Here is a 20,216-nt window from a genome sequence, read left to right on the forward strand (position 1 = left end):
TGATTTTTCCTTAAATTTTCGTTTCATTACCCGTTATTCATGACGCAGTGCATCTACCGGATTCATCCTTGCGGCCTTATTGGCAGGATAAATACCTGCAAGCAAGCCTACTATAACTGAGACCAACATTCCAATAAGAATCATATCTACCGGGAACACATATGGCAGTCCCATTGCAGTATCCGCAGCATATGCACCTACCACACCAAGCACAATACCCAGAACACCACCGAATAGTCCTACAACTATGGACTCTACCATGAAAAGGGACAGAACCTCATGATTTTTAAAACCAAGAGATTTCATAATACCAATTTCTCCTGTCCTTTCAGTCACTGTGACAAGCATGATATTCATGATACCTATGGAACCGACTATAAGTGATATCAGGGCAACCGATGTCAGCAGTGAACCCAATACCGCAGATAGCTGGTTAACTTCTTCCAGAATCTCACCCTGGTTCGTAAGAGCATAAGGCTTAGCATCTTCATTATCAAGATCCCTGAACGGAACTCCAAGATCTCTTGCAAGCCTCTTGTCAAGCTCATCGGTCACATCGTCAATGGATTCCAGACTTGTAGCCGCTGCAAAGTAACCCCAGTAGTAATCCTGATCCATTATCTCATTCATTGTTTCTATAGGAATGAAAATCCTGTCATCGGGTTCTATACCGCTTTGAACGAATGTTGTTTCAGGACTGGCAACAATACCTTTTACCTTGAATTTCTGTGTTACAACTTCACCATCGGGTCTTATGAAACTAAGCTCAATGGTATTTTTGTTGGATATCTTACGATCAAACTTATCGTATGCAACATCATGACCTATGACAGCCACATACTTGTCCTTGTCATTTATGAAAGTGCCACTTTCCATCTGGATATTACCAACCTGTTCATAATCCTCAGAAACTCCCTGAACAGTTATCTGTCGGGAAGTTGAGAGATATGTAACTTCAGCAACCTCCTGACTCAGTGGAGAAACTCCAACAATACCAGGAGTGTTTTTTATGATCTCCATTTCAGAATCATGAAAGAGATTTGAAACCTTGCCCTCTATTATTATGAAATTGTTGCCTACAGAACCAATCTCTTCTGTAAAGTACTGGTTAAAACTTGCACCCAGTGATACATTTGCAATAACCGCAGCCACACCTATGACAATTCCAAGTGTTGTCAGTGCAGACCTCAGTTTAGAGCTGCTGATGCTTCCTACAGCCATTCTGAATGAATGTTTCAGACTCAGCATAATCTCACCTGTTCACCTGAAGTTAGTTGTTGTTCTGCTTTCTGCGTTTCATGAACACTACCGCAGGCACACCCAGCATCAACAGAACCATGATTGCTCCAACAGCAATACTTGCACCACTGCCTTCCTCTTCAGTATTAAGCTTCACTTCGCGGACAGCAACCTCTGTAATGTGTTCGTTAATTCCGTTTCTGTATTCCACAGTGATGGTTACAGGAACAACTTCGCCTGTGAGGTCTGTTTTTGCGTCCACTTCTATTGTGAAAAGCTCATCAGAATCCATTGCTCCGACAAAGTATTCTTCCGGAGCGAAATCAATGCCATCAGCACTTAACTTTACACTTACAGAGCTTAGTGAATTTGGGTGCATGTTGGCAACATCGAACTCAAGAGTTCCTTCTCCGTTTGTAAGCTCCATTGGCTTTGAAGGAATAACTTTCACAGAAGCTGAATCAATCTTTACAGGAATTCTCCAGTTGTTATTATAGGAGTGGGAATTTCCAACCATTGAAAAGTCCAGATAATAGGTGCCATCTGTCACATCGTCTGCAATTTCAACATTGTAGCTGAGTGTTATGGAGTCACCAGGACCGATTACACCGGAGCCGGTGTAACTTTCACTTGTAACACCAATGCCGCCATCACTGCCCTGGAGAACCGCAGACTGGACACGTGCATTTGTGTCGTAGTCCTCACCATCAATAGTTACAGAATTCTCTGTTGCTGTATTAGTAAGAGTGAAAGTGACTGTACCGATATCTCCCGGCATAAATACCACAGGATCACAGGAGATATCGGTTAGTTCAATGGTTCCTTTACTATCAAAAGTGCTGGAACCGACGTTTAAGTCAAAGGAGGACTTATACCATGATCCACCCTCATAGACCTGGTAATAGACATCAACTGTGCCTGTGCCTACCTTTGCGCTCTCGTCCACATACAAGCGGTATTCGTGTACCGCCGCATCATCAGGAGATAATATACCTATGAATTCCACAGCATTGTTCTGGGAATCCAGTGAGAATGGGTATTCAGGCTCCATCTTAATGGAAACTGCATCTGCACGTCCAAAACCCGTATTCTCAATTTTTACTCTGACATCAACATACTCACCTATCTGAGCCGGGAAAGGCTCGTAGTCGATTATATCAACCTTCATGTTAGGTGCCGAATCTGCTGAGACCGGCATAATGGAAGAAGTACTTAATAAAGCTATGCAGAGTAAAATGTAAAATGATCTTCTGATCATTCCTTCAATATCTGAAAGATTAATGAAATTCATATAAAACCACCCTCAATTATTGCCGATATTTCCGTCCATTATACGGACAACTCTGTCAACATACTGCTCCATTTCCGGATCGTGTGTAATCATAACGATGGTACGCCCTTTCTGATGCAAATCAGAGAAAATATCCATAATCTCAACACTTGTTTTGGAATCAAGATTTCCAGTTGGTTCATCTGCGAGAATCAGTGACGGATCGTTTATCAGAGACCTGGCAATTGCAACTCTCTGTCTTTGCCCACCTGACAACTCCGCAGGTTTGTGACTTATACGGTCATCGAGACCTACCAGCTTCAGCAGGTCTCGTGCCCGTCCTGACGTGTCCATTCCTTTTTTTGTGTTGGAATAAGTTGGAAGCAAAACATTCTCATAAGCACTGAGTCGTGGTATAAGATTGAAATTCTGGAAAACAAAACCGATTTCAAAACCTCTGAGCTCTGCGAGCTCGTTGTCTGTGATGGCATTTGTGTCCTTACCCATAAGCATTACTTTTCCGCTTGTAGGCCTGTCAAGACAGCCGATCATATTCATCAGAGTACTTTTCCCGGAACCTGACGGACCCATGATAGCCACAAATTCCCCTTGTTTAATACACAGGTCTATCCCGTGAAGTATTGGTACTTCCAGGTTTCCAAGGAAATAACTCTTCTTCAGACCCTGAATATCTATTACATTTCCAATTTCAGGGTTTTGCACATTACAACCAGCCATTTATATTCACCTTTGTACGTCCAACTCGACTATTTATCGACAAATCAGTCAATGCGAAGAAAATACTTAAACCTTTCTACAGATAGTCAGGTTTGCGCATTTAGAAATATATAGTTCTAAATAGGTTAGCAAAAGGCATATTGTAAACTGAAAGTAAGAATAAGAAAAAAGTAAGAAACAACCAGCAAAATAATCACTGCTTATTCATGATACAGTTCATTCATGACGGAGAGCTTCTACAGGATTCAGGTTTGCAGCCTTGTTTGCAGGATAAACACCAGCTACAAGTCCTACAAGAACCGAGATAAAGAAACCCAGGAATATCAGGTAGAAAGGAAATACCGGAGTTACACCAAGATAAACTTCTACAATATAGGATCCAACCATACCAAGAACCGTCCCCATTATACCACCTATTACACCTACAATGATGGATTCCATTATGAACAGTGCAATAATATCCGGTTTAGTATAACCCAGTGATTTCAAAAGACCGATCTCACTTGTCCTTTCGGTAACTGTGACAAGCATGATATTCATGATTCCAATAGAACCTACTATAAGTGCAACAACAGCCACCATTGTAATAAGTATGGTAAACGCGTTTGTCAGGGAATCCAGACGTTCAATTATCTCTGCCTGATTGAAAATGCGATATGGTTTTGCATCATCATTATCAAGATCCCTTGTCGGAACCCCAAGTGATCTTGCAAGTCTTTTATCAACTTCATCCGAAACATCCTGAACAGATTCCGCAGAGCCGGTCTTCGCCGAAAAACCACTATAATCCGTAACATTGAGCATCTCATTTATTGTAGCCACAGGAATATAGATAGTTACATCACGATCCGGACCACCTGTAACAAATGTATTATCCTCACTTGAAAGAATTCCTTTTACACGGAATTTTTGGATCACACTTGTACCATCATCCCGCTTGATAGTAATATCTATATAATTTTTCACGGAGATATTCTTATCAAATTTTTCCGTTGCAACATCTTTTCCGATGACAGCCACATATTTGTCCTTGTCTGTGAGGAAACTGCCCTCTTCAACTCCCAGATTGGAAATATACTGGGCATCTTCCGACACGCCCTGAACATCTATCTGCCGGGTAGCCGAAAGATACGTTACAGCCGCAGTTTGTTGATTGAATGCTGAAGCTCCCTCTATTCCCGGAGTGTTTCTGATGAGTTCAAGTTCGGTATCATAAAATATGTTGACATCCTGACTATAGATTATTATAAAATTTGAACCGAGAGAACCGAGCTCATCGGTGAAATACTGATTAAAACTGGCACCTACGGATACATTTGCAACAACAGCAGCAACACCTATTATGATACCCAGAGCTGTTAAGGTTGAGCGCAGCTTTGCACTGCGTATGCTTCCAAATGCCAGGACAAAAGCATATCTCAGGTCTATCATGCTCACTCCTTCCTCAAAGCTTCAACAGGGTTCATACGTGCTGCTTTTCTTGCAGGATAGACTCCTGCTACAAGTCCTACCAGCAATGATACGAAAAATCCAAGAAAAATCAAACTTACCGGGAAAACATCCGGCACATCCAGAAGATCGTTCGCTATAGAGGCTGCGCCAATTCCTGCTATTGTTCCTATTATACCACCTATCAAACCTACTATCATTGATTCGATAATGAAAAGCAAAAGAATATCACGTTCATTATAACCAAGTGATTTGAGAAGACCGATCTCAGGTGTCCTTTCAGCAACTGTTACAAGCATGATATTCATAATCCCAATTGAACCGACAATAAGAGATATCAAAGCCACAGATGTCAGTAAAGAGGATAAAGCCGTTGAAAGCTGGTTTGTTTCTTCCAGTATCTCTATCTGGTCAAACATAAGATAGGGCTTTGCATCATCATTTTCAAGGTCCCTGCTTGGAACTCCCAGACTGCGTGCAAGTCTTTTATCGATCTCATCCGAAGTCTCACGGACAACTTCGAGACTCTCTGCCTTTATGAAAAATCCGCCATAGTCATCTTTTCCGAGAATCTCGTTCATTGTGTCAATAGGGATAAAAACACGAATTTCCGGTTCAACTCCGGTCTGGGCAAAAGTTGTTTCAGGGTCAGTAATCACACCTTTTACTATGAAAGTCCGGGTAACAACACCGCCATCCTCCCGTCTGAATGTGATATCTATTGGATTTTTGATTGAGATTTTCTTGTCGAATTTTTCATAGGCAACATCAGCACCGATTACAGCAACGTAGCGGTCCTTATCTGTAAGAAAAGTCCCGGAGTCAAGCCCGAAGTTTGCAACCTCATCGTAATCTTCTGTCACTCCCTGAATGTCAATCTGCCGGGAAGTTGACATGTAGGTGACTTTCGCCATCTGCTGGTTGATTGGGGAAACACCATCCACACCGGGAGTATTCCTGATAATTTCAAGTTCCTTGTCAAAGAAAACGTCTATGTTCTGGCTGTAAACAACTATGAAATTGGATCCCACAGCCCCTATCTCATCATTGAAATACTGGTTAAAACTCGCACCCAGCGATACGTTAGCGATAACTGCCGCTACGCCAATGATGATTCCAAGGGTTGTAAGGGCAGACCTGAGCTTTGCACTGCCAATACTTCCCAGTGAGATTTCGATAGCCTGAGCCGGACTTAACATGAAATGTTCATCCTGAACTGCTTATCTAGTCTTTCTCCTGTTTGCCTTCTTTTACCTGCTTTTTCCTGTAGTAATAAAAAGCACCCGCTCCGACAACCACCAGCAAAAGAACTACCAGATAGATTCCTGAACCCCCACCGTTTTCCACAACATGATGCTGGAGCTGGCGAGTGGTGATCTCTTCTGTATGTTCGTTAAGGCCATTCCTGTAATCTGCTGTAATTACCATGTCAAGAGGGAAAGTAATGTCTTCAGAAACTGCTTTTGCTTCAATTTCTATTGTGAACAGTTCATCCGAATCCATTGAACCAATGAAATATTCGGAGGGGGAAAACTCAACACCTTCTGCTTCAAGTTTTACACTCACGGATGAAAGCTCGTTGGGATGAATATTAGCAACATCAAATTCCAATGTTCCCTCAGCATTTTCAAGTGACAATGGTTTTGATGGTATGACCCTGACTGAAGATGAATCTACCTGGACAGGAATTCTCCAGTTGCTGTTATAGGAATGTGAACTTCCAACTATTGAGAAATCAAGATAATAAGTACCATCCGGAGTGTCATCTGCAACCACTAAATTATAAGTCAGGTCAACAGATTCTCCCGCACCTATCACTCCATTTCCATAGTAAGTGCCGGTTGTAACTTTAATCCCTTCAGTTCCTTCAAGGGAAGCAGACTGTATCCTGGCGTTTGTATCATACTGCTCATCATCAATTGTGATGGTATAATCTGTAGCACTGTTCTGGAGTGTGAACGAAATTGTACCTTCATCCCCGGGCATGAATACTTCCGGCTCTTTCACCGGCTCACCTACAAGTTGTATTGTTCCTTTGCTGTCAAATGAATCAGAACCAACTCTTAACTCAAATTCTTTCTTGAACCAGGTACCGTCGGATTCTTCCTGGTACCACACTTCAAATGATCCCGTGCCCTGCTTTGCAGCAGAATCAGTGTAAAGCCTGTACTCATGAACAGCAGCATTATCAGGAGTCAGGATTCCAACATTAACAATGGCATTTTCACTGCTGTCAACTGAAAATGGATAATCAGGAACCATTTTTATGGAAAGATCGTCGGCTTTTGCATAACCCAGGTTTTCCACCTTGACCCAGACACTAACATATTCGCCAATCTCTGCAGGTACCGGTTCATACCTGAGAACGCTTACTTCAAGGTCGGCACCGTCTGCAGCAGATGCAACGAAAGATAAAGACAAAAATAATGCAATAATCAGTGATATTCGCAACATAAACGATGCAGCAACTGTTATCTCTTTTTTATTATTCCCCAACACCAACATGGTCATTTCCTCATTTTCAGTTATTATCAATAATTCCGTCTTTAAGATGTACTACCCTGTCTGCAAATTCCGTCAGATCCGGATCATGAGTGATCATAACTATTGTTCTTCCTTTTTCATGCAGATCAGAAAATATCTTCATAATCTCGTCACCGGTTTTTGAATCAAGGTTTCCTGTTGGTTCATCAGCCAGTATAAGAGAAGGATCATTAATCAAAGCACGCGCAATTGCAATCCTCTGTTGTTGCCCACCCGACATTTCCGAAGGTTTGTAATTCATGCGCTCTTTCAGACCGACCATTTCCACTAAATTCATGGCCTTTTGCCTGATGTCCACTCCTGGTTTTTTATTAGCATAAGTAGGAAGTTCCACATTCTGGAGTGTTGTCAGTCTTGGAACAAGGTTGAAGTTCTGAAAAACAAATCCAATCTCAAGCCCCCTTAACTTTGCAAGTTCAGGATCCGAAAGTGTATCAACGTCCTTACCCATCAAAAGAACCTGCCCGCAGTTTGGCCTGTCAAGACAGCCTATCATGTTCATCAGTGTACTTTTTCCGGAACCGGACGGACCCATGATTGCAACGAATTCCCCGGGCATGACTCTCAGGTCAATACTTTTGAGAATAGGTACGTCCATGTCCCCTACATGGTAACTTTTGCAAAGATTTACAAGCTCAATAACAGGTGTATTGCTCCTGCTATTCTCATTGTAGGCAGCTTTCCCATCCATATTAGTCTCCCATAAAGGCGCACATGATAAGTCATATTGTCATTCAATGAAGAATATATCCGGCACTCTAAATAATTCGGGGTTTAACTTATAAAAAGCTTCTTTGCATGCAAATATAGAGACGTGAAAAATTCCAATCCAATCTGATTGCTATATAGAACAATGTTAATAAAAAAATGAATGTTGATGTAAAAAAGTATAAATAATCATAATTCAATGCATTGTTGACTAAATATCGTCAGATTTGAATATTGACAAATGAGTCTGAGGATATAAGACTGGATGTGGAAAGAATGTTACAAGTATTAACTGACCCAAATGGGTTTTTCAAAAAAAAAGATTAATGAAGAAATTGAGTGGAAAAATCCGCTTATAATAATGTCATTGATGGTAGTAGTAGGAGCCATCACAACCTATACCACAATTATGAGCACCCTTCAATCATTTATGAGTATGGATTTTCTTGAAGGTGCCGGACAAATTATTATAGTAATCTTCCTGATAATTGGCTCTATTATAGGAGTCGCTTTTTCATGGTTGCTGTACACAGCCATATTTTACATCATCTCAATAGTATTCAGCGGCGAAGGAGACTTCAAAAGGTCAATGGAATTTGTGGCTTACGGATTCATTCCAAATATTCTAAGCTCACTGATAGCCGCCTATTATACTAACAGAGTATTCTCAAACATAGACTTCTCATCTATTACAGACCCACAGGCTGTACAGGACATGATGTTTGCAGACCCTTCTATGAAGATAGCAACTATCCTGGGACTCATCTTCACTCTCTGGAGTGCAAACATCTGGATATTCGGAGTAAAATACGCACGCAACCTCAGCCTGAAAAATGCTGTGATCACAGTTGGTATTCCTATCGGATTGTCCGTTCTTTATACTGTACTGACAGTATTCATCCTCAGGTAAAGTAAAAGCACGCTATGGGTGGAATGATGCTGGAAGCACTGACAAAACCCAATTCTTTTTTTGGGAGAAAGATACACGAAGATATTGAGTGGAAAACACCGATTGCTATTATTGCACTTGTGATAGTAGTAAAGATACTGAGTTCATTAATTGTGGCTGCTGGAGCAATTGAACTATTTGAAAACGTACCCATAGTGGACGGGATGGAAAACTTTGCATCCTCAATGATGATAATATGGTTTGTCATTTCGATTTTCACAACAATTATCGGCACACTTTTGTGGTGGCTCTTTTACAGTGCATTGTTCTACATCATATCTTCAATATTCAAGGCTGAAGGAGATTTCTCAAGAGTGATGGAATTCGTATCCTACGGGCTCCTGCCAAATATCTTCAGATCGGTTATCGAAGTATTCTACGGAAATAAACTACTCTTAATGCTTGAAAACGGCATCAATGACCCTACACTCACAACTGATGCAATGTTGTCTGACCCTATTATGAAAGTTGTACCACTGTTAATGATAATTTTCACATTATGGAGCGGATACATATGGATGTACGGACTGAGCTATTCAAGGAACATAAGTGTCAAAAATGCGGCTATTGCGGTTGCAATTCCTGTGGTTCTATCCATATTATACACTTTGTTTGAATACAGGATATTTTTAATGGGGTAAAACCATGATGAAATTAATTGCCCTGGCCATGATAATTCTGGCCGCTTTCTCTTTTACAGGTTCGGCAACTACTGAGATAAGACCCACACTTACACTGGACTATACCATTGAACCTGGAGTATTCATGCCCGGTGACATGGGAACAATAACTGTCACCCTGTCCAACATGGCAACAGGCAAGATATATGTTGAAGAGGACAATGAGACACTGGACATGAATGCATACATTGCCAGTGCAAGTCTTGACGGGAACGGTGACATGAAGATACTGGACAATGGCTACACGGATATTGGGCTTCTTGGTCCGGGGGATACACTGAAACTCACATTCAACATAAAAGTCATGGAAAATGTTACAAGTGGAGTGCATTTTGTTGACCTGATAATAGTTGGCGGCAGCAACATGTATGACCTCAACTACCGTATCCCTGTAAAAGTGGATGACAGGAATGTAAAGGTAATAATGTCAAATTTCCCGTCAACACTGATGAACGAGGTTTCAACTATCAGCGTGGATGTAGTTAACAGAAGACCAAATGATGTAACCAGTGTTATTGTGACCCCGCATGCAAAAGGTATGACATTCAGCCCTTCCGATTATTTTATAGGAGGAATCCCTGAAGGAAACAAATCAACAGCAAGCTTCACATTCAACACGATGTCAAGTGAGGAAGGTTACACTGACGTTTCATTTACTGCTTCATACTTTAACGGGGACAACCTGCATAACTCGGAAACTGCATCCAAGGAAGTAAGAATTATCAAACAATCCCCGCTGGTATTCACCGGAATCGAGGTCGAGAATACTGCTAATAAATACACACTTTCAGGAGACCTGAACAATTTCGGCATCACTGATGCGAAGAACGTAATGGTGTCTATTGACGATGCAGAAGATATTGAACCTTTGCAGCCTTACGCAAATTACTTCATAGGAACACTGGAAGCAGATGATTTCAGCAGTTTCGAGCTGAGTGCACGCGTCACATCCCGAAACGTGACCTCTATCCCAATAATCATTGAGTTCCGAGACCCGGACAATGCTTACACGGCTATCACCCAGGAAATATCACTTGATACATCCTCAAGAGTAACATATTCCAGCAGTGATGACGAAGGTAGTTCACCCGGCCTCTGGATAGGTGCCGGCATAGTCATAATTGCAATCGTGGCGGTCATTGGATATTCCTGGAAAAAAAGACAGGATGAGGAGGAAGACGAGGATAATCAGGATGATGAAGATGGGGACGAGGATGAGTACCTGGATGACATGTATGCAGATGAAGAAGAGGACGAAACTCTAGAATAACCGGTGCTCACATGCAGAAGTCAAAATCTTCCACGGATACTGTAAAGAAGAAAAAAAGAACATCGACTACAGGTTCCGGAAAAATCTTAAAGGAATCAAAACCTTCGATACATCCCATTGTTCAATTACGGAATGTAAAACGCATTTACACCCTTGGAGAAAACAAGATCTATGCACTGAACGGTGTCAGCTTTGCGATTAAAAAAGGAGATTTTGTAACCATCATGGGTTCATCAGGTTCTGGAAAGAGCACACTTCTTAACATGATAGGCTGCCTTGACCTTCCCACATCAGGAAAGGTTAAGGTCAATAATGTAGATCTTTCAAAGCTTGATGATGATGGTCTCACTGCAATACGCAGGAACAATATTGGTTTCATTTTCCAGCAATTTAACCTTATACCGACACTTACTGCACTGGAAAATGTAGAGATCCCCATGATATTCAACGGGGAATCTCCTTCCAAAAGAAGAAAAAGAGCTCTTGCTATGCTTCGGAAAGCCGACCTTCCGCTTGAATATGCTGACCATAAACCAAATGAGATGTCAGGCGGGCAGCAGCAAAGAGTCGCTATTGCAAGGGCACTGGCAAACAATCCCCCGATACTGCTTGCTGATGAGCCTACCGGAAATCTTGACACTAAAACCGGGCAGAATATCATGGAACTGTTAAAGGAACTGAATGCTGCCGGGACAACTGTTATTGTGGTCACACATGATCCAAAGCTTGAGGAGTATTCACATACCACCATCAGAATACAGGACGGAGAGGTTATCGAATGAAGCCCACAAAGAAACTCTCTGCAATGCTGAGTAATAATATGTACGCAGAACTGGCAAAAAGAAACCTGAAACGACAGTCTGTCCGTACTGTGCTTGCTGCCATCGGCATAATCATCGGGGTTATCGCAATATCCTCAATGGGAATTCTCGGCAACAGCCTGAAGCTTTCTGTAACTGAATCTTTTGCTGATATAGGAGACAAACTAATAGTTTCACCTGCTCCGGGAGAGGATTACATCACCGACAAACAGGTAGACCAGATGAGGAAAGTCAGCAATATCGAAAGCATAATACCTGTTTCTGCCAGTGGTGAGGTTATCGAATATAAAGATGGAGGAACGACGTACCAGTCATACGTTTCAGTCTATGATATTGAAAAAGAAGACCTGGAAAAACTGGTGGAACTTGAGGATGGACGTTTTTTCAAACCCGGATCAACAGATTGTGTTGTGGGGTACAGTGTTGCCGACAATATGGAACTCACCCTCGGTCAGAAGATAGAGATCGATGATACGAAACTAAGAGTTGTGGGAATTCTGAAAGAACGAGGAATGGGATTTGATATCAGCACTGACAGTGGTGTTTTTACATCTTCGGAAATGTACGATAAACTCTACCCGGATGAGGATGAAGGTTATGATGAAGTGATAATCATAGTCAAAGACCTCGAAGAAATAGATGCTGTTTCCGATGAGATAGAGGAAAGGATCAACAGGAAGGATGAACTTGTAACAGTCTTTGCAACGAATATGATAACTGAAAGTCTTGATGATGTTTTCAGGTCGATATCAGTGTTCCTGATGGGAATCGGCTCAATATCATTGCTTGTTGCAGGTGTGAGCATACTGAATGTGATGCTCATGTCAACAATGGAACGTACAAAGGAGATCGGCATCATGAAAGCCGTAGGAGCTTCAAGAAAGGACATTCTCAAAATGTTCCTGCTTGAGGCACTGTTCCTTGGAGTGCTTGCCAGTACTGCGGGTGCTATCCTCACAATTGGCGGCAGTTATCTGGTTATGGAACTGCTGGTGAAAAACACATCATACCTGTTCACACTTTCAAGTATGTTCTATGTGGCTGAGGGGTTCTTCTTTGGAATTGCCACAAGTCTTGTGGGAGGCATGTATCCCGCATGGAAGGCCTCAAGAATGAAACCACTGGATGCACTGAGATATGAGTGAGAGATCTTATCTGCTACTTACTATCCCTCACAACCATTCACCTGCGTGATTTTCCCAGTTTTTCAATCACTTTTTCATTTTTAAGTTTCCAAAAAGCATCATTAGCTATCCACTTAGCACTTCTGGAATCATGCGTATCACTGCTATTGAAACACCATATGATTCTGAAACTGAAAATGTCATATCCCTGCTACAAATGACAAATTGTCAGTATGAAGATATTAATTGAACTCACAGATTGCTATAAATAGTATCAAAAATAACTTAATAAAATACAGGAGCCCTGATATGAAATCTGCTTTTTTGTCACTTGCAGCCATGCTAATGGTACTATTTTTAGTAATGCCTAGTTCAGCACTCGATTGTTCATCCAGTGATTATGACGTGACTATCACAGATGTCTACTCTGACCTGGAAACCTGTGATATCACACTGCAAAGCTCAGAAACTGTTAGCGGAATGGAACTTGATATGGTTCTGGAACATTCAGGAAATGTGCTGGACAGCAGGAGTTTTACTATAGACAGCATCACATCGGATTCTGATGTGACAAAAGCATTCAAATGGGACACTGATGACAAAAGCGATGGGAAATATACAGTGACAAGCACCCTGTCTAAAGATGGCTGTACAATCTACGAGGATACATACAGTTTTGTAAACGGAAGGCAGACTATTCCAAGGATTACAGTTGATGACCTTGTACCAAACTCACAGGGGTTCAGTGTGATGATAACTCCAATAGATGCAGTTCTCGTAGACATTGAATACATGCTTATGGACGGTTCAGATGTGATTTATTCCGGTTCCGAAAAGAAGGTCTCAGTCAGCACCGTACCCCTGGAAATAACCGAAGACTGGAATGTTTTACTTGAGAATAATAAAGATTACAGCGCAAGAGTGAAAGTAAAATTATACTCACCATCAGTTAGCTATCTGGCATTGACTGAGGATTTCACCGCTCAGGATGATGTGTTCATCAGTGACACTTATGAAGATGACATTGGGGCAAGTGCTACAATAGATGGAATCTCACAGGTTCCGTTTAAAGGCTCAGTCAGGTTCAGCGTTTCAGAGATGAATGGAAACGATAAAACTGAACTCATATCCGTGGTTGAAAAATCCCCGGTGATCCTTAACAGAGATGATGAAACCGTGGAAACTATCTGGGATGAACGCCTGACAACCGGAGAGTATGAACTCCTCATTGAAGTCATCGGTAATGATGGCAACATTCTGGATGTTGAAGAAAAGATTATCGAGTCTGATTATGAACCGGTAGTTAACCAGACAAATACAAGCTCCGACCAGAGCACTCAGCAATCTCCGGGATTTACATTTGTTTTTGCTATAATGTTCACTGCTATTGCAGCAATAATTGGCAGACAAAAAGAACACTGAAAGGTGTGAATGATGCGTTATGAATTGTTCATTGCACTTCGCCATATAAGAGCAAGAAAAAGACAGACAATTCTATCAGTTGCCGCTATAGGAATCGCAGTGATGATCCTGATGGTGTCCCAGTCATTCATGGCAGGATTTACTCAGGAACTCTATAGTAAAACCGTCGAAAACCTTCCACATGTTGTGGTTTCCCCGCAAGACGGAGAAGATTACGTTCATCTTTACAAGAACATTGTTGATAAGATCAATAATATTGACGGCGTAGTTGCATCATCGCCCTATCTTACAGGCGAGGCGTCTTTCAAATTTAAGGACAATACCAAAAATGCAGCTATCAAAGGAATAATAGCTTCCAGGGAAGATGCTGTATCGCACACAAAAGATGACATCATCAAAGGGAACTATGATGAACTGACTTATTCTGATAAGAGTATAATTATTGGAGATAAATTTGCAGAGGACATGGAGCTTGACATAGGAGACAATGTAGAAGTTTCATTCCCAAACGCAAATCCGGTCTCACTAAAAGTTATTGCCATCTATGATACCGGAACAGCTCTTGACGAAAGCCTGACATATACTTCACTGGAAACTGCGCAGAAATTCTATGATACTGATGATGTGATAAATGGAATTAACCTGAGACTGGCTGATTTTAACAGGGACAGGGAGATTGCACAGATAATTGAGGGCTATGGTTACAATGCCGCAGGCTGGACTGACAATAACCCTGAAATCCTGAGAACCATTGCCATTGAGACTGTTTCCAATAATGTGACACTGGGATTCATACTTCTTATTGCGTCTTTTGGGGTTGTCAGTACCTTGAACATGGTTGTCATGAGTAAAGTGAAAGAAATTGGCATATTGCTTGCCATGGGTGCCAGCAAGTCAAGTATCAGAACTATTTTTCTGATAGAAAGCGGAATGCTTGGTTTTGGTGGAGCTGTTCTTGGAACCGCTGCCGGTGTGGCACTGGCACTTTCAATTGGCAGTTATCCGCTTCCGGAAGGTGCTTATGGAATCGATACAATTCCCGTAGTTGTCAGGGTGGTAGATGTGGTTACGATAATCTCGCTTGTATTTTTCCTGAACCTGTTTGCGGGAATCTATCCTGCACAGAAAGCTGCAAGTCTTGACCCGGTAGAAGCAATATCTACACATTGAAATGGTGTGACATGTGCAAATTTAGTTGGAATTATCGCGAGTTCAATAGTACCATGAAATCCCTTCAAACCGGCATTTTGCAAGTTTTCTTTTGAGAATCAGGTAATAGAAAATCTTGAATGTTGCATAAAGATTGAAATAAAAATAGAAAACTGGTTTTGAGTAAAAACCACCCATGCAGAATATTTCTTTATTGTCTTCAAGGGAATCATCCATGAATTTAACAACACCATGGAATTTATGGACATTTAGAATCGTTCCCTGTGGCACACGTGGACCTATGACAACAACATCTTTTTCCATGCCGTCATCAGCAAGGCTCCCCTGGATAAAACCATAATTAAATATTGTGGGTATCGGAGACAGGAATTCTTTGACAAAAACAGAACCCTGTTTGTTGTATTTGAAAAAACTGTATTTTGGTGTCTCGATAACAACTTTCATGCCAGCTAATTGACACGTTTAATAAATAAAAAACATAGGGGTGCGAACGGGCAAAGGGGGTTGAATGCACAGGTATGGTGACATTGGAGTGGTTGGAGAGGTACTAAGTAATAGACCCGTTCGCAATCATACAAACGACCTATTAGAATATAAGCCTTTCGTACACTTACGAACAAACATTCGAGCTTAAATTAGAAAGAAGGAATATATTCCCAGAGTAGATAATAATATTTTCAAAAAAGCATCAGTCACTTTCGATAGCTTCAACCGGATCAAGTGCAGCCGCCTTTCTTGCTGGATAGACACCTGCAACAATGTTAATGAAGAAAGAGAAAACTATTGCATAGACATAATTCATTGGATCGGTTTTCAGTGGAAGAGTAGTCAGGCCAAAGTACATTTCCTGCGGCAGATCTATCTGATATGATGACAGGCCCATTGAAGCCAGATAACCAAGCACACAACCCAAAAGAACACCCATTGTACCGAGCATAAGGGATTCAAGCAGGAATATTACTGTTATATGACGCTTTGACGCACCCATTGCCATGAGCATACCAATCTCTTTTTTCTTGTCCATGACAACTGTGAAAAGCGTGTTTGCAATTCCAAAACCAGCTATCATATAGATAAGTCCATAGTAGAGCCAGACAATTACAACCTGTGTGTTGATAAGACCCAGTATCTCACTGTTGGCTTCAATCCAGCTTACAGCATCGAGCCCTGTATCCTGACCTTCAATAGATGCAGCGATAACATCAGCCTGGAATGGATCAGTAACTCTTACATTGATCTTACTTGCAACCCCATTCTCCTGAAAGAAATCGAGGGCTGAATCAAACCGGACGTATGCAATGCTTTCATCACTGGAAGTTCCGGTATCAAATATTCCCATTATCTTAAATGTTCTGCTTCCAAAACCGGGCATCACAATATCAACCTTATCACCCATGACAACTTCCAGATCCTCTGCAAGTTTGTCACCGATTACAATTCCGTTGTTGCTTCTACTCAGGGAAAAGAGGTCGCCTGATACAATATCATCTGATACGTGCATCACTTTATCTTCTGCAACCGGATCAATTCCATTGAGATTGATGCCTTCGGCATTATCCTTGTGACTTATAGCAGCTTGCCCTACATATACGGGAGAAACTGCTTCCACACCATCCATTGCAGCTATTTGCTGCGAATGATAACTGTAAAAATGGACATAATCTTCCTGGTCATCTAAAGAAGTGATAACAATATGCGGTGAGTTCTCTACTGTGGAATCAACCAGTTCCTCGGTAAACCCGCTCATCATTGACATGAGAACTACAATAACCGCTATGGCTAAAGCTACCGCAAATACTGCAAAGAATGTGAGTCGCTTTCGTGCACTTATGTGCCTCAGGGCAATTCTTAGTTCAAACATTGACCAGCTTCCAATATAGAAATGATTTGACTGTTATTATATAACTATTTATGAAGCTATAAGATTAAAAGACAAAATAACAATAAAAAAGAAATTAGCGTTTTCCTGAGGCAATCAGGAAGGCCAATACTGAAATAAAAAACGTGAAACCTGGAATATCATGAGATGGTTCGGTATTATTGACACTTTCATTGATAATTTCCGGTTCATCATCAATCTCATAATCTACTGTGCTAAATGATTCACCAACTGTTATTTCCGGGCTGTACTCAAACAGGACAGGAACACCACTGATATTATTCTTCATAGCTTCCTGATCGAAAATTGAATAAATTTCATTAATCAGAGATTCATTAACTTCAGTACCTTCCGGAAATTGAACTGATAAATAACCTTGATAATTATAGCCATATGACATTACGGAACCATTTGGTCTCATATATTCTGCCATTATTTCTTCTCTTACGCCCGTATTAACATTGTTTAGATCACGAAGCCAGTTTCTTTTGTCGGATTCACTTGTGATTAAAAGAACTTCCCCTTTTCCTAATATGTAGTTATCATCCTGTTCTGCCAGTAGATCAAATATCTGTGGATTAAAATCAGGAAGTTCTGCCTGCCTAGCACCAGCATAGCTGGTTGAATTGACACTTGCGTTTGAGCCTGCAGATGCGGCAACTGTCAAAATGAAAAAAAGTAAACCAATTATGAATATACTCACTATTTGCTTAAATTTCATTATCATAAATCCCCATTCCATATGTTGAAAATACTATAACTTACTGAAGTAAGCAAATATTACATATAATTTTTGTACTCAAAAAATTAAATAATATGATATGTAGCCAATATCTAGAAAAAACAACATCAGGAAAAAAATCAACTCTAACACACAATCAAAAGAAGAGATTAGAAAAATAGTATTCACTGATGTGCTAAAGCAAGCTCAATTCCAATCACAGAATAAATACCAGCCTTTACCCAGTTGATCTTCTTACCCAAAACTGGTTTTTCCATAGTCTTAGTTCCTATCATCCCGGCAAAGAATGATACTATGAAGAATACTACAATTGCCTGCGCAAAGAACACTGCACCCAGAAATATCATTTGCAGAGGGATGCTGCCGGAATCTGCATTTATGAACTGGGGCAGAAAAGCAAGGAAAAAAAGAGAAACCTTGGGATTTAAGATATTCATGAAAATACCTCTTCTGTAAAGTAATGGCAGGTTCTTTTCTTTTACAGATTCAAGTGATGTGAGATTGCCTTCTTCACGAATTGCCTTGTAGGCAAGGTAGAGAAGATAAATTGCTCCTGCATATTTCAGGAGAGAGAAAGCTACCGCAGAACTATACAATATCGCAGATACTCCAAGTGCTGCCGCAGTTGTATGGAACAGCAGACCAGTGCAAAGACCGGTGGCTATTGCCATGCCTGCAGTCTTTCCCTGAGATATGCTCTGGGTGAGAACGAAGAGAATGTCAGGGCCTGGCAGAAGCGTAAGAGCTACCGAAGCTGCGATGAAGTAGAATAGTTGCGTGGTTTCTATCATTGTGATTCTCATGTAGTTATGATTTTCTTTCTATCTGGAGAGAATGCTATAAATAAAGCTTCCTATTATGAACTATCCAGTTATTACCTAATTATAGATCTTACTTGGAGGAATTTTTATCAAAATACCGATACCTTATGGAAAAGAATTAGTAGACCTTGAAGTGGAAATACCCCATGAGGTTGTTTCACCTAATTTCGTTGAAGTTGGTGCCGAATCTGAAGTAATAGACGAGGCACTGAACAATCCTGTTGGAATGGAATCCCTTGAGGATTTCATGAAAAGCAGCGAGAGGATATTAATTCTTGTAAATGATGCCACAAGGCCAACTCCTACCGCAAAAATCCTCCTGAAAATGCGTGACATGCTAAGAGAGCATGGTGACGTAAGATTCATGGTTGCTACAGGTGCTCACAGAGGACCAACAGAGGATGAATACAGATACATCTTTGGTGAGATGTATGATGAATTCAAGGATAGTATATTCGTTCACGATGCACGCAAGGACGAGGATATGGAATATCTTGGTGTTTCCAGCAATGGAACCGAGATGTACCTCAACAAGATGGTAAATGAAAGCAAGAACATCATTGTCATTGGAAGTGTTGAGCCTCACTATTTTGCAGGTTATACTGGTGGAAGAAAGGCATTCTTACCGGGTGTTGCTTCCTATAAGACTATCGAGATGAACCACAAACATGCACTCTCTGAAGCTGCCCAGCCGCTTGCCATCAAAGGAAATCCTGTTGCAGAGGACATGGAAGATGCCATGAAAGTGTTGAAAGACCTGAACGTATTCTCAATTCAAACGGTCCTCACAGCAGATCATGGACTTTATGCAACCGTTGCAGGTGATCTTTTCAAGTCATTTGATATTGCAGTTGAGAGAGCAAAAGAGGTATTCTGTTCAAATTGCAGCCGCAAAGGCAATATTGTACTCACTGCAGCACCATATCCGATGGACATCGACCTCTACCAGTCACAGAAAGCACTTGAAAACGGCAAGCTTGCACTGGAAGATGGCGGAGTCATCATTCTTGTATCAAAATGCAGGGACGGTGTTGGAGATGATACATTCCTCAATCTGCTTTGTTCTGCAAACACATGCGATGAAGTTATGTGTAAGATAGATGAAGGCTACAAGCTCGGTTATCACAAAGCTGCCAAGATGGCACAGATAGGGGTTTACGCAGAAATGTGGGCAATCTCGGACCTGCACCACGATACCATCAAAATGGCAAAACTCCAGCCATGTATGGATATTCAGGAAACATTTAACAGGGCTGTTGAAAAAGTGAAAGAACAGGGTAAGGAGCCATACGCTGTAATTTTGCCACAGGGTAGCCTCACCGTACCGCTGCTTGAATAACTAAAACACTTTTACTTTTTTAAATGTAAGAAAAAGCAATTATTAAATCAA

Annotated in this window: 19 protein-coding genes; 8 read left to right on the forward strand and 11 right to left on the reverse strand. The window is 41.1% G+C overall.

Going from position 1 to position 20,216, the window contains the following annotated elements:
* Positions 1–33: 33 nt before the first annotated feature.
* The 7 genes from V7O61_RS12355 to V7O61_RS12385 all read right to left on the reverse strand — a co-directional run bounded on the left by V7O61_RS12355 (position 34) and on the right by V7O61_RS12385 (position 7,931).
* Positions 34–1,248 carry an ABC transporter permease gene (locus V7O61_RS12355; protein WP_407281623.1) on the reverse strand — a complete coding sequence of 405 codons (1,215 nt, stop codon included), beginning with the start codon at positions 1,246–1,248 and terminating at the stop codon, positions 34–36.
* Positions 1,249–1,270: 22 nt separating this feature from the next.
* The gene (locus V7O61_RS12360) at positions 1,271–2,530 is read right to left on the reverse strand and encodes a COG1361 S-layer family protein (RefSeq protein ID WP_407281621.1); all 1,260 of its coding nucleotides are present in this window, start codon (positions 2,528–2,530) and stop codon (positions 1,271–1,273) included.
* A gap of 12 nt (positions 2,531–2,542) precedes the next feature.
* Positions 2,543–3,247, reverse strand: coding sequence for an ABC transporter ATP-binding protein (locus tag V7O61_RS12365; protein ID WP_407281620.1), 705 nt, complete (start codon positions 3,245–3,247; stop codon positions 2,543–2,545).
* A gap of 216 nt (positions 3,248–3,463) precedes the next feature.
* The gene (locus V7O61_RS12370; protein ID WP_407281619.1) at positions 3,464–4,678 is read right to left on the reverse strand and encodes an ABC transporter permease; all 1,215 of its coding nucleotides are present in this window, start codon (positions 4,676–4,678) and stop codon (positions 3,464–3,466) included.
* A gap of 2 nt (positions 4,679–4,680) precedes the next feature.
* The gene (locus V7O61_RS12375; protein WP_407281617.1) at positions 4,681–5,895 is read right to left on the reverse strand and encodes an ABC transporter permease; all 1,215 of its coding nucleotides are present in this window, start codon (positions 5,893–5,895) and stop codon (positions 4,681–4,683) included.
* Between the two features lie 25 nt (positions 5,896–5,920).
* Positions 5,921–7,231 carry a COG1361 S-layer family protein gene (locus tag V7O61_RS12380; protein ID WP_407347406.1) on the reverse strand — a complete coding sequence of 437 codons (1,311 nt, stop codon included), beginning with the start codon at positions 7,229–7,231 and terminating at the stop codon, positions 5,921–5,923.
* Positions 7,218–7,931: an ABC transporter ATP-binding protein gene (locus tag V7O61_RS12385; RefSeq protein WP_023845679.1), complete on the reverse strand. Its 714-nt coding sequence runs from the start codon at positions 7,929–7,931 to the stop codon at positions 7,218–7,220. The genes V7O61_RS12380 and V7O61_RS12385 overlap by 14 nt, the downstream gene beginning before the upstream one ends.
* 318 nt (positions 7,932–8,249) lie before the next feature.
* On the opposite strand from V7O61_RS12385, the gene V7O61_RS12390 reads away from it, so the two are divergent.
* The 7 genes from V7O61_RS12390 (at position 8,250) to V7O61_RS12420 (ending at position 15,384) form a co-directional block, all read left to right on the forward strand.
* Complete coding sequence (locus tag V7O61_RS12390) at positions 8,250–8,858, forward strand: YIP1 family protein (RefSeq protein WP_407281615.1); 609 nt, start codon at positions 8,250–8,252, stop codon at positions 8,856–8,858.
* A gap of 23 nt (positions 8,859–8,881) precedes the next feature.
* Entirely contained in the window at positions 8,882–9,538 is a 657-nt protein-coding gene (locus V7O61_RS12395; RefSeq protein ID WP_407281614.1) for a YIP1 family protein, read from the forward strand.
* Between the two features lie 4 nt (positions 9,539–9,542).
* The gene (locus tag V7O61_RS12400; RefSeq protein WP_407281612.1) at positions 9,543–10,847 is read left to right on the forward strand and encodes a hypothetical protein; all 1,305 of its coding nucleotides are present in this window, start codon (positions 9,543–9,545) and stop codon (positions 10,845–10,847) included.
* A gap of 11 nt (positions 10,848–10,858) precedes the next feature.
* Positions 10,859–11,629, forward strand: a complete 771-nt coding sequence (locus tag V7O61_RS12405; RefSeq protein ID WP_288068334.1) for an ABC transporter ATP-binding protein — start codon at positions 10,859–10,861, stop codon at positions 11,627–11,629.
* Positions 11,626–12,813 (forward strand): ABC transporter permease, encoded by a 1,188-nt coding sequence (locus V7O61_RS12410; protein WP_288068335.1) that lies wholly within the window; start codon positions 11,626–11,628, stop codon positions 12,811–12,813. The genes V7O61_RS12405 and V7O61_RS12410 overlap by 4 nt, the downstream gene beginning before the upstream one ends.
* 288 nt (positions 12,814–13,101) lie before the next feature.
* Positions 13,102–14,214 carry a hypothetical protein gene (locus V7O61_RS12415; RefSeq protein ID WP_407281610.1) on the forward strand — a complete coding sequence of 371 codons (1,113 nt, stop codon included), beginning with the start codon at positions 13,102–13,104 and terminating at the stop codon, positions 14,212–14,214.
* Positions 14,215–14,223: 9 nt separating this feature from the next.
* On the forward strand, positions 14,224–15,384 hold the full coding sequence (locus V7O61_RS12420) for an ABC transporter permease (protein WP_023845672.1): 1,161 nt from the start codon (positions 14,224–14,226) through the stop codon (positions 15,382–15,384).
* Between the two features lie 42 nt (positions 15,385–15,426).
* Here the strand turns inward: V7O61_RS12420 and V7O61_RS12425 are convergent, their stop codons facing one another.
* The 4 genes from V7O61_RS12425 to V7O61_RS12440 all read right to left on the reverse strand — a co-directional run bounded on the left by V7O61_RS12425 (position 15,427) and on the right by V7O61_RS12440 (position 18,796).
* Positions 15,427–15,828, reverse strand: coding sequence for an inorganic diphosphatase (locus tag V7O61_RS12425; protein ID WP_407281608.1), 402 nt, complete (start codon positions 15,826–15,828; stop codon positions 15,427–15,429).
* A gap of 244 nt (positions 15,829–16,072) precedes the next feature.
* On the reverse strand, positions 16,073–17,245 hold the full coding sequence (locus tag V7O61_RS12430; RefSeq protein ID WP_407281607.1) for an ABC transporter permease: 1,173 nt from the start codon (positions 17,243–17,245) through the stop codon (positions 16,073–16,075).
* A 94-nt stretch (positions 17,246–17,339) separates the two neighbouring features.
* Positions 17,340–17,984, reverse strand: a complete 645-nt coding sequence (locus V7O61_RS12435; RefSeq protein ID WP_407281605.1) for a hypothetical protein — start codon at positions 17,982–17,984, stop codon at positions 17,340–17,342.
* 185 nt (positions 17,985–18,169) lie between these two features.
* The gene (locus V7O61_RS12440; protein ID WP_407347408.1) at positions 18,170–18,796 is read right to left on the reverse strand and encodes a LysE family translocator; all 627 of its coding nucleotides are present in this window, start codon (positions 18,794–18,796) and stop codon (positions 18,170–18,172) included.
* A 163-nt stretch (positions 18,797–18,959) separates the two neighbouring features.
* Between V7O61_RS12440 and larA the strand changes: the two genes are divergently transcribed.
* Positions 18,960–20,165: a nickel-dependent lactate racemase gene (larA, locus tag V7O61_RS12445; RefSeq protein WP_407281601.1), complete on the forward strand. Its 1,206-nt coding sequence runs from the start codon at positions 18,960–18,962 to the stop codon at positions 20,163–20,165.
* The last annotated feature ends 51 nt before the right edge of the window (positions 20,166–20,216 follow it).

The organism is Methanolobus sp. WCC1 (assembly GCF_045690315.1).
Taxonomy (GTDB): domain Archaea; phylum Halobacteriota; class Methanosarcinia; order Methanosarcinales; family Methanosarcinaceae; genus Methanolobus; species Methanolobus tindarius.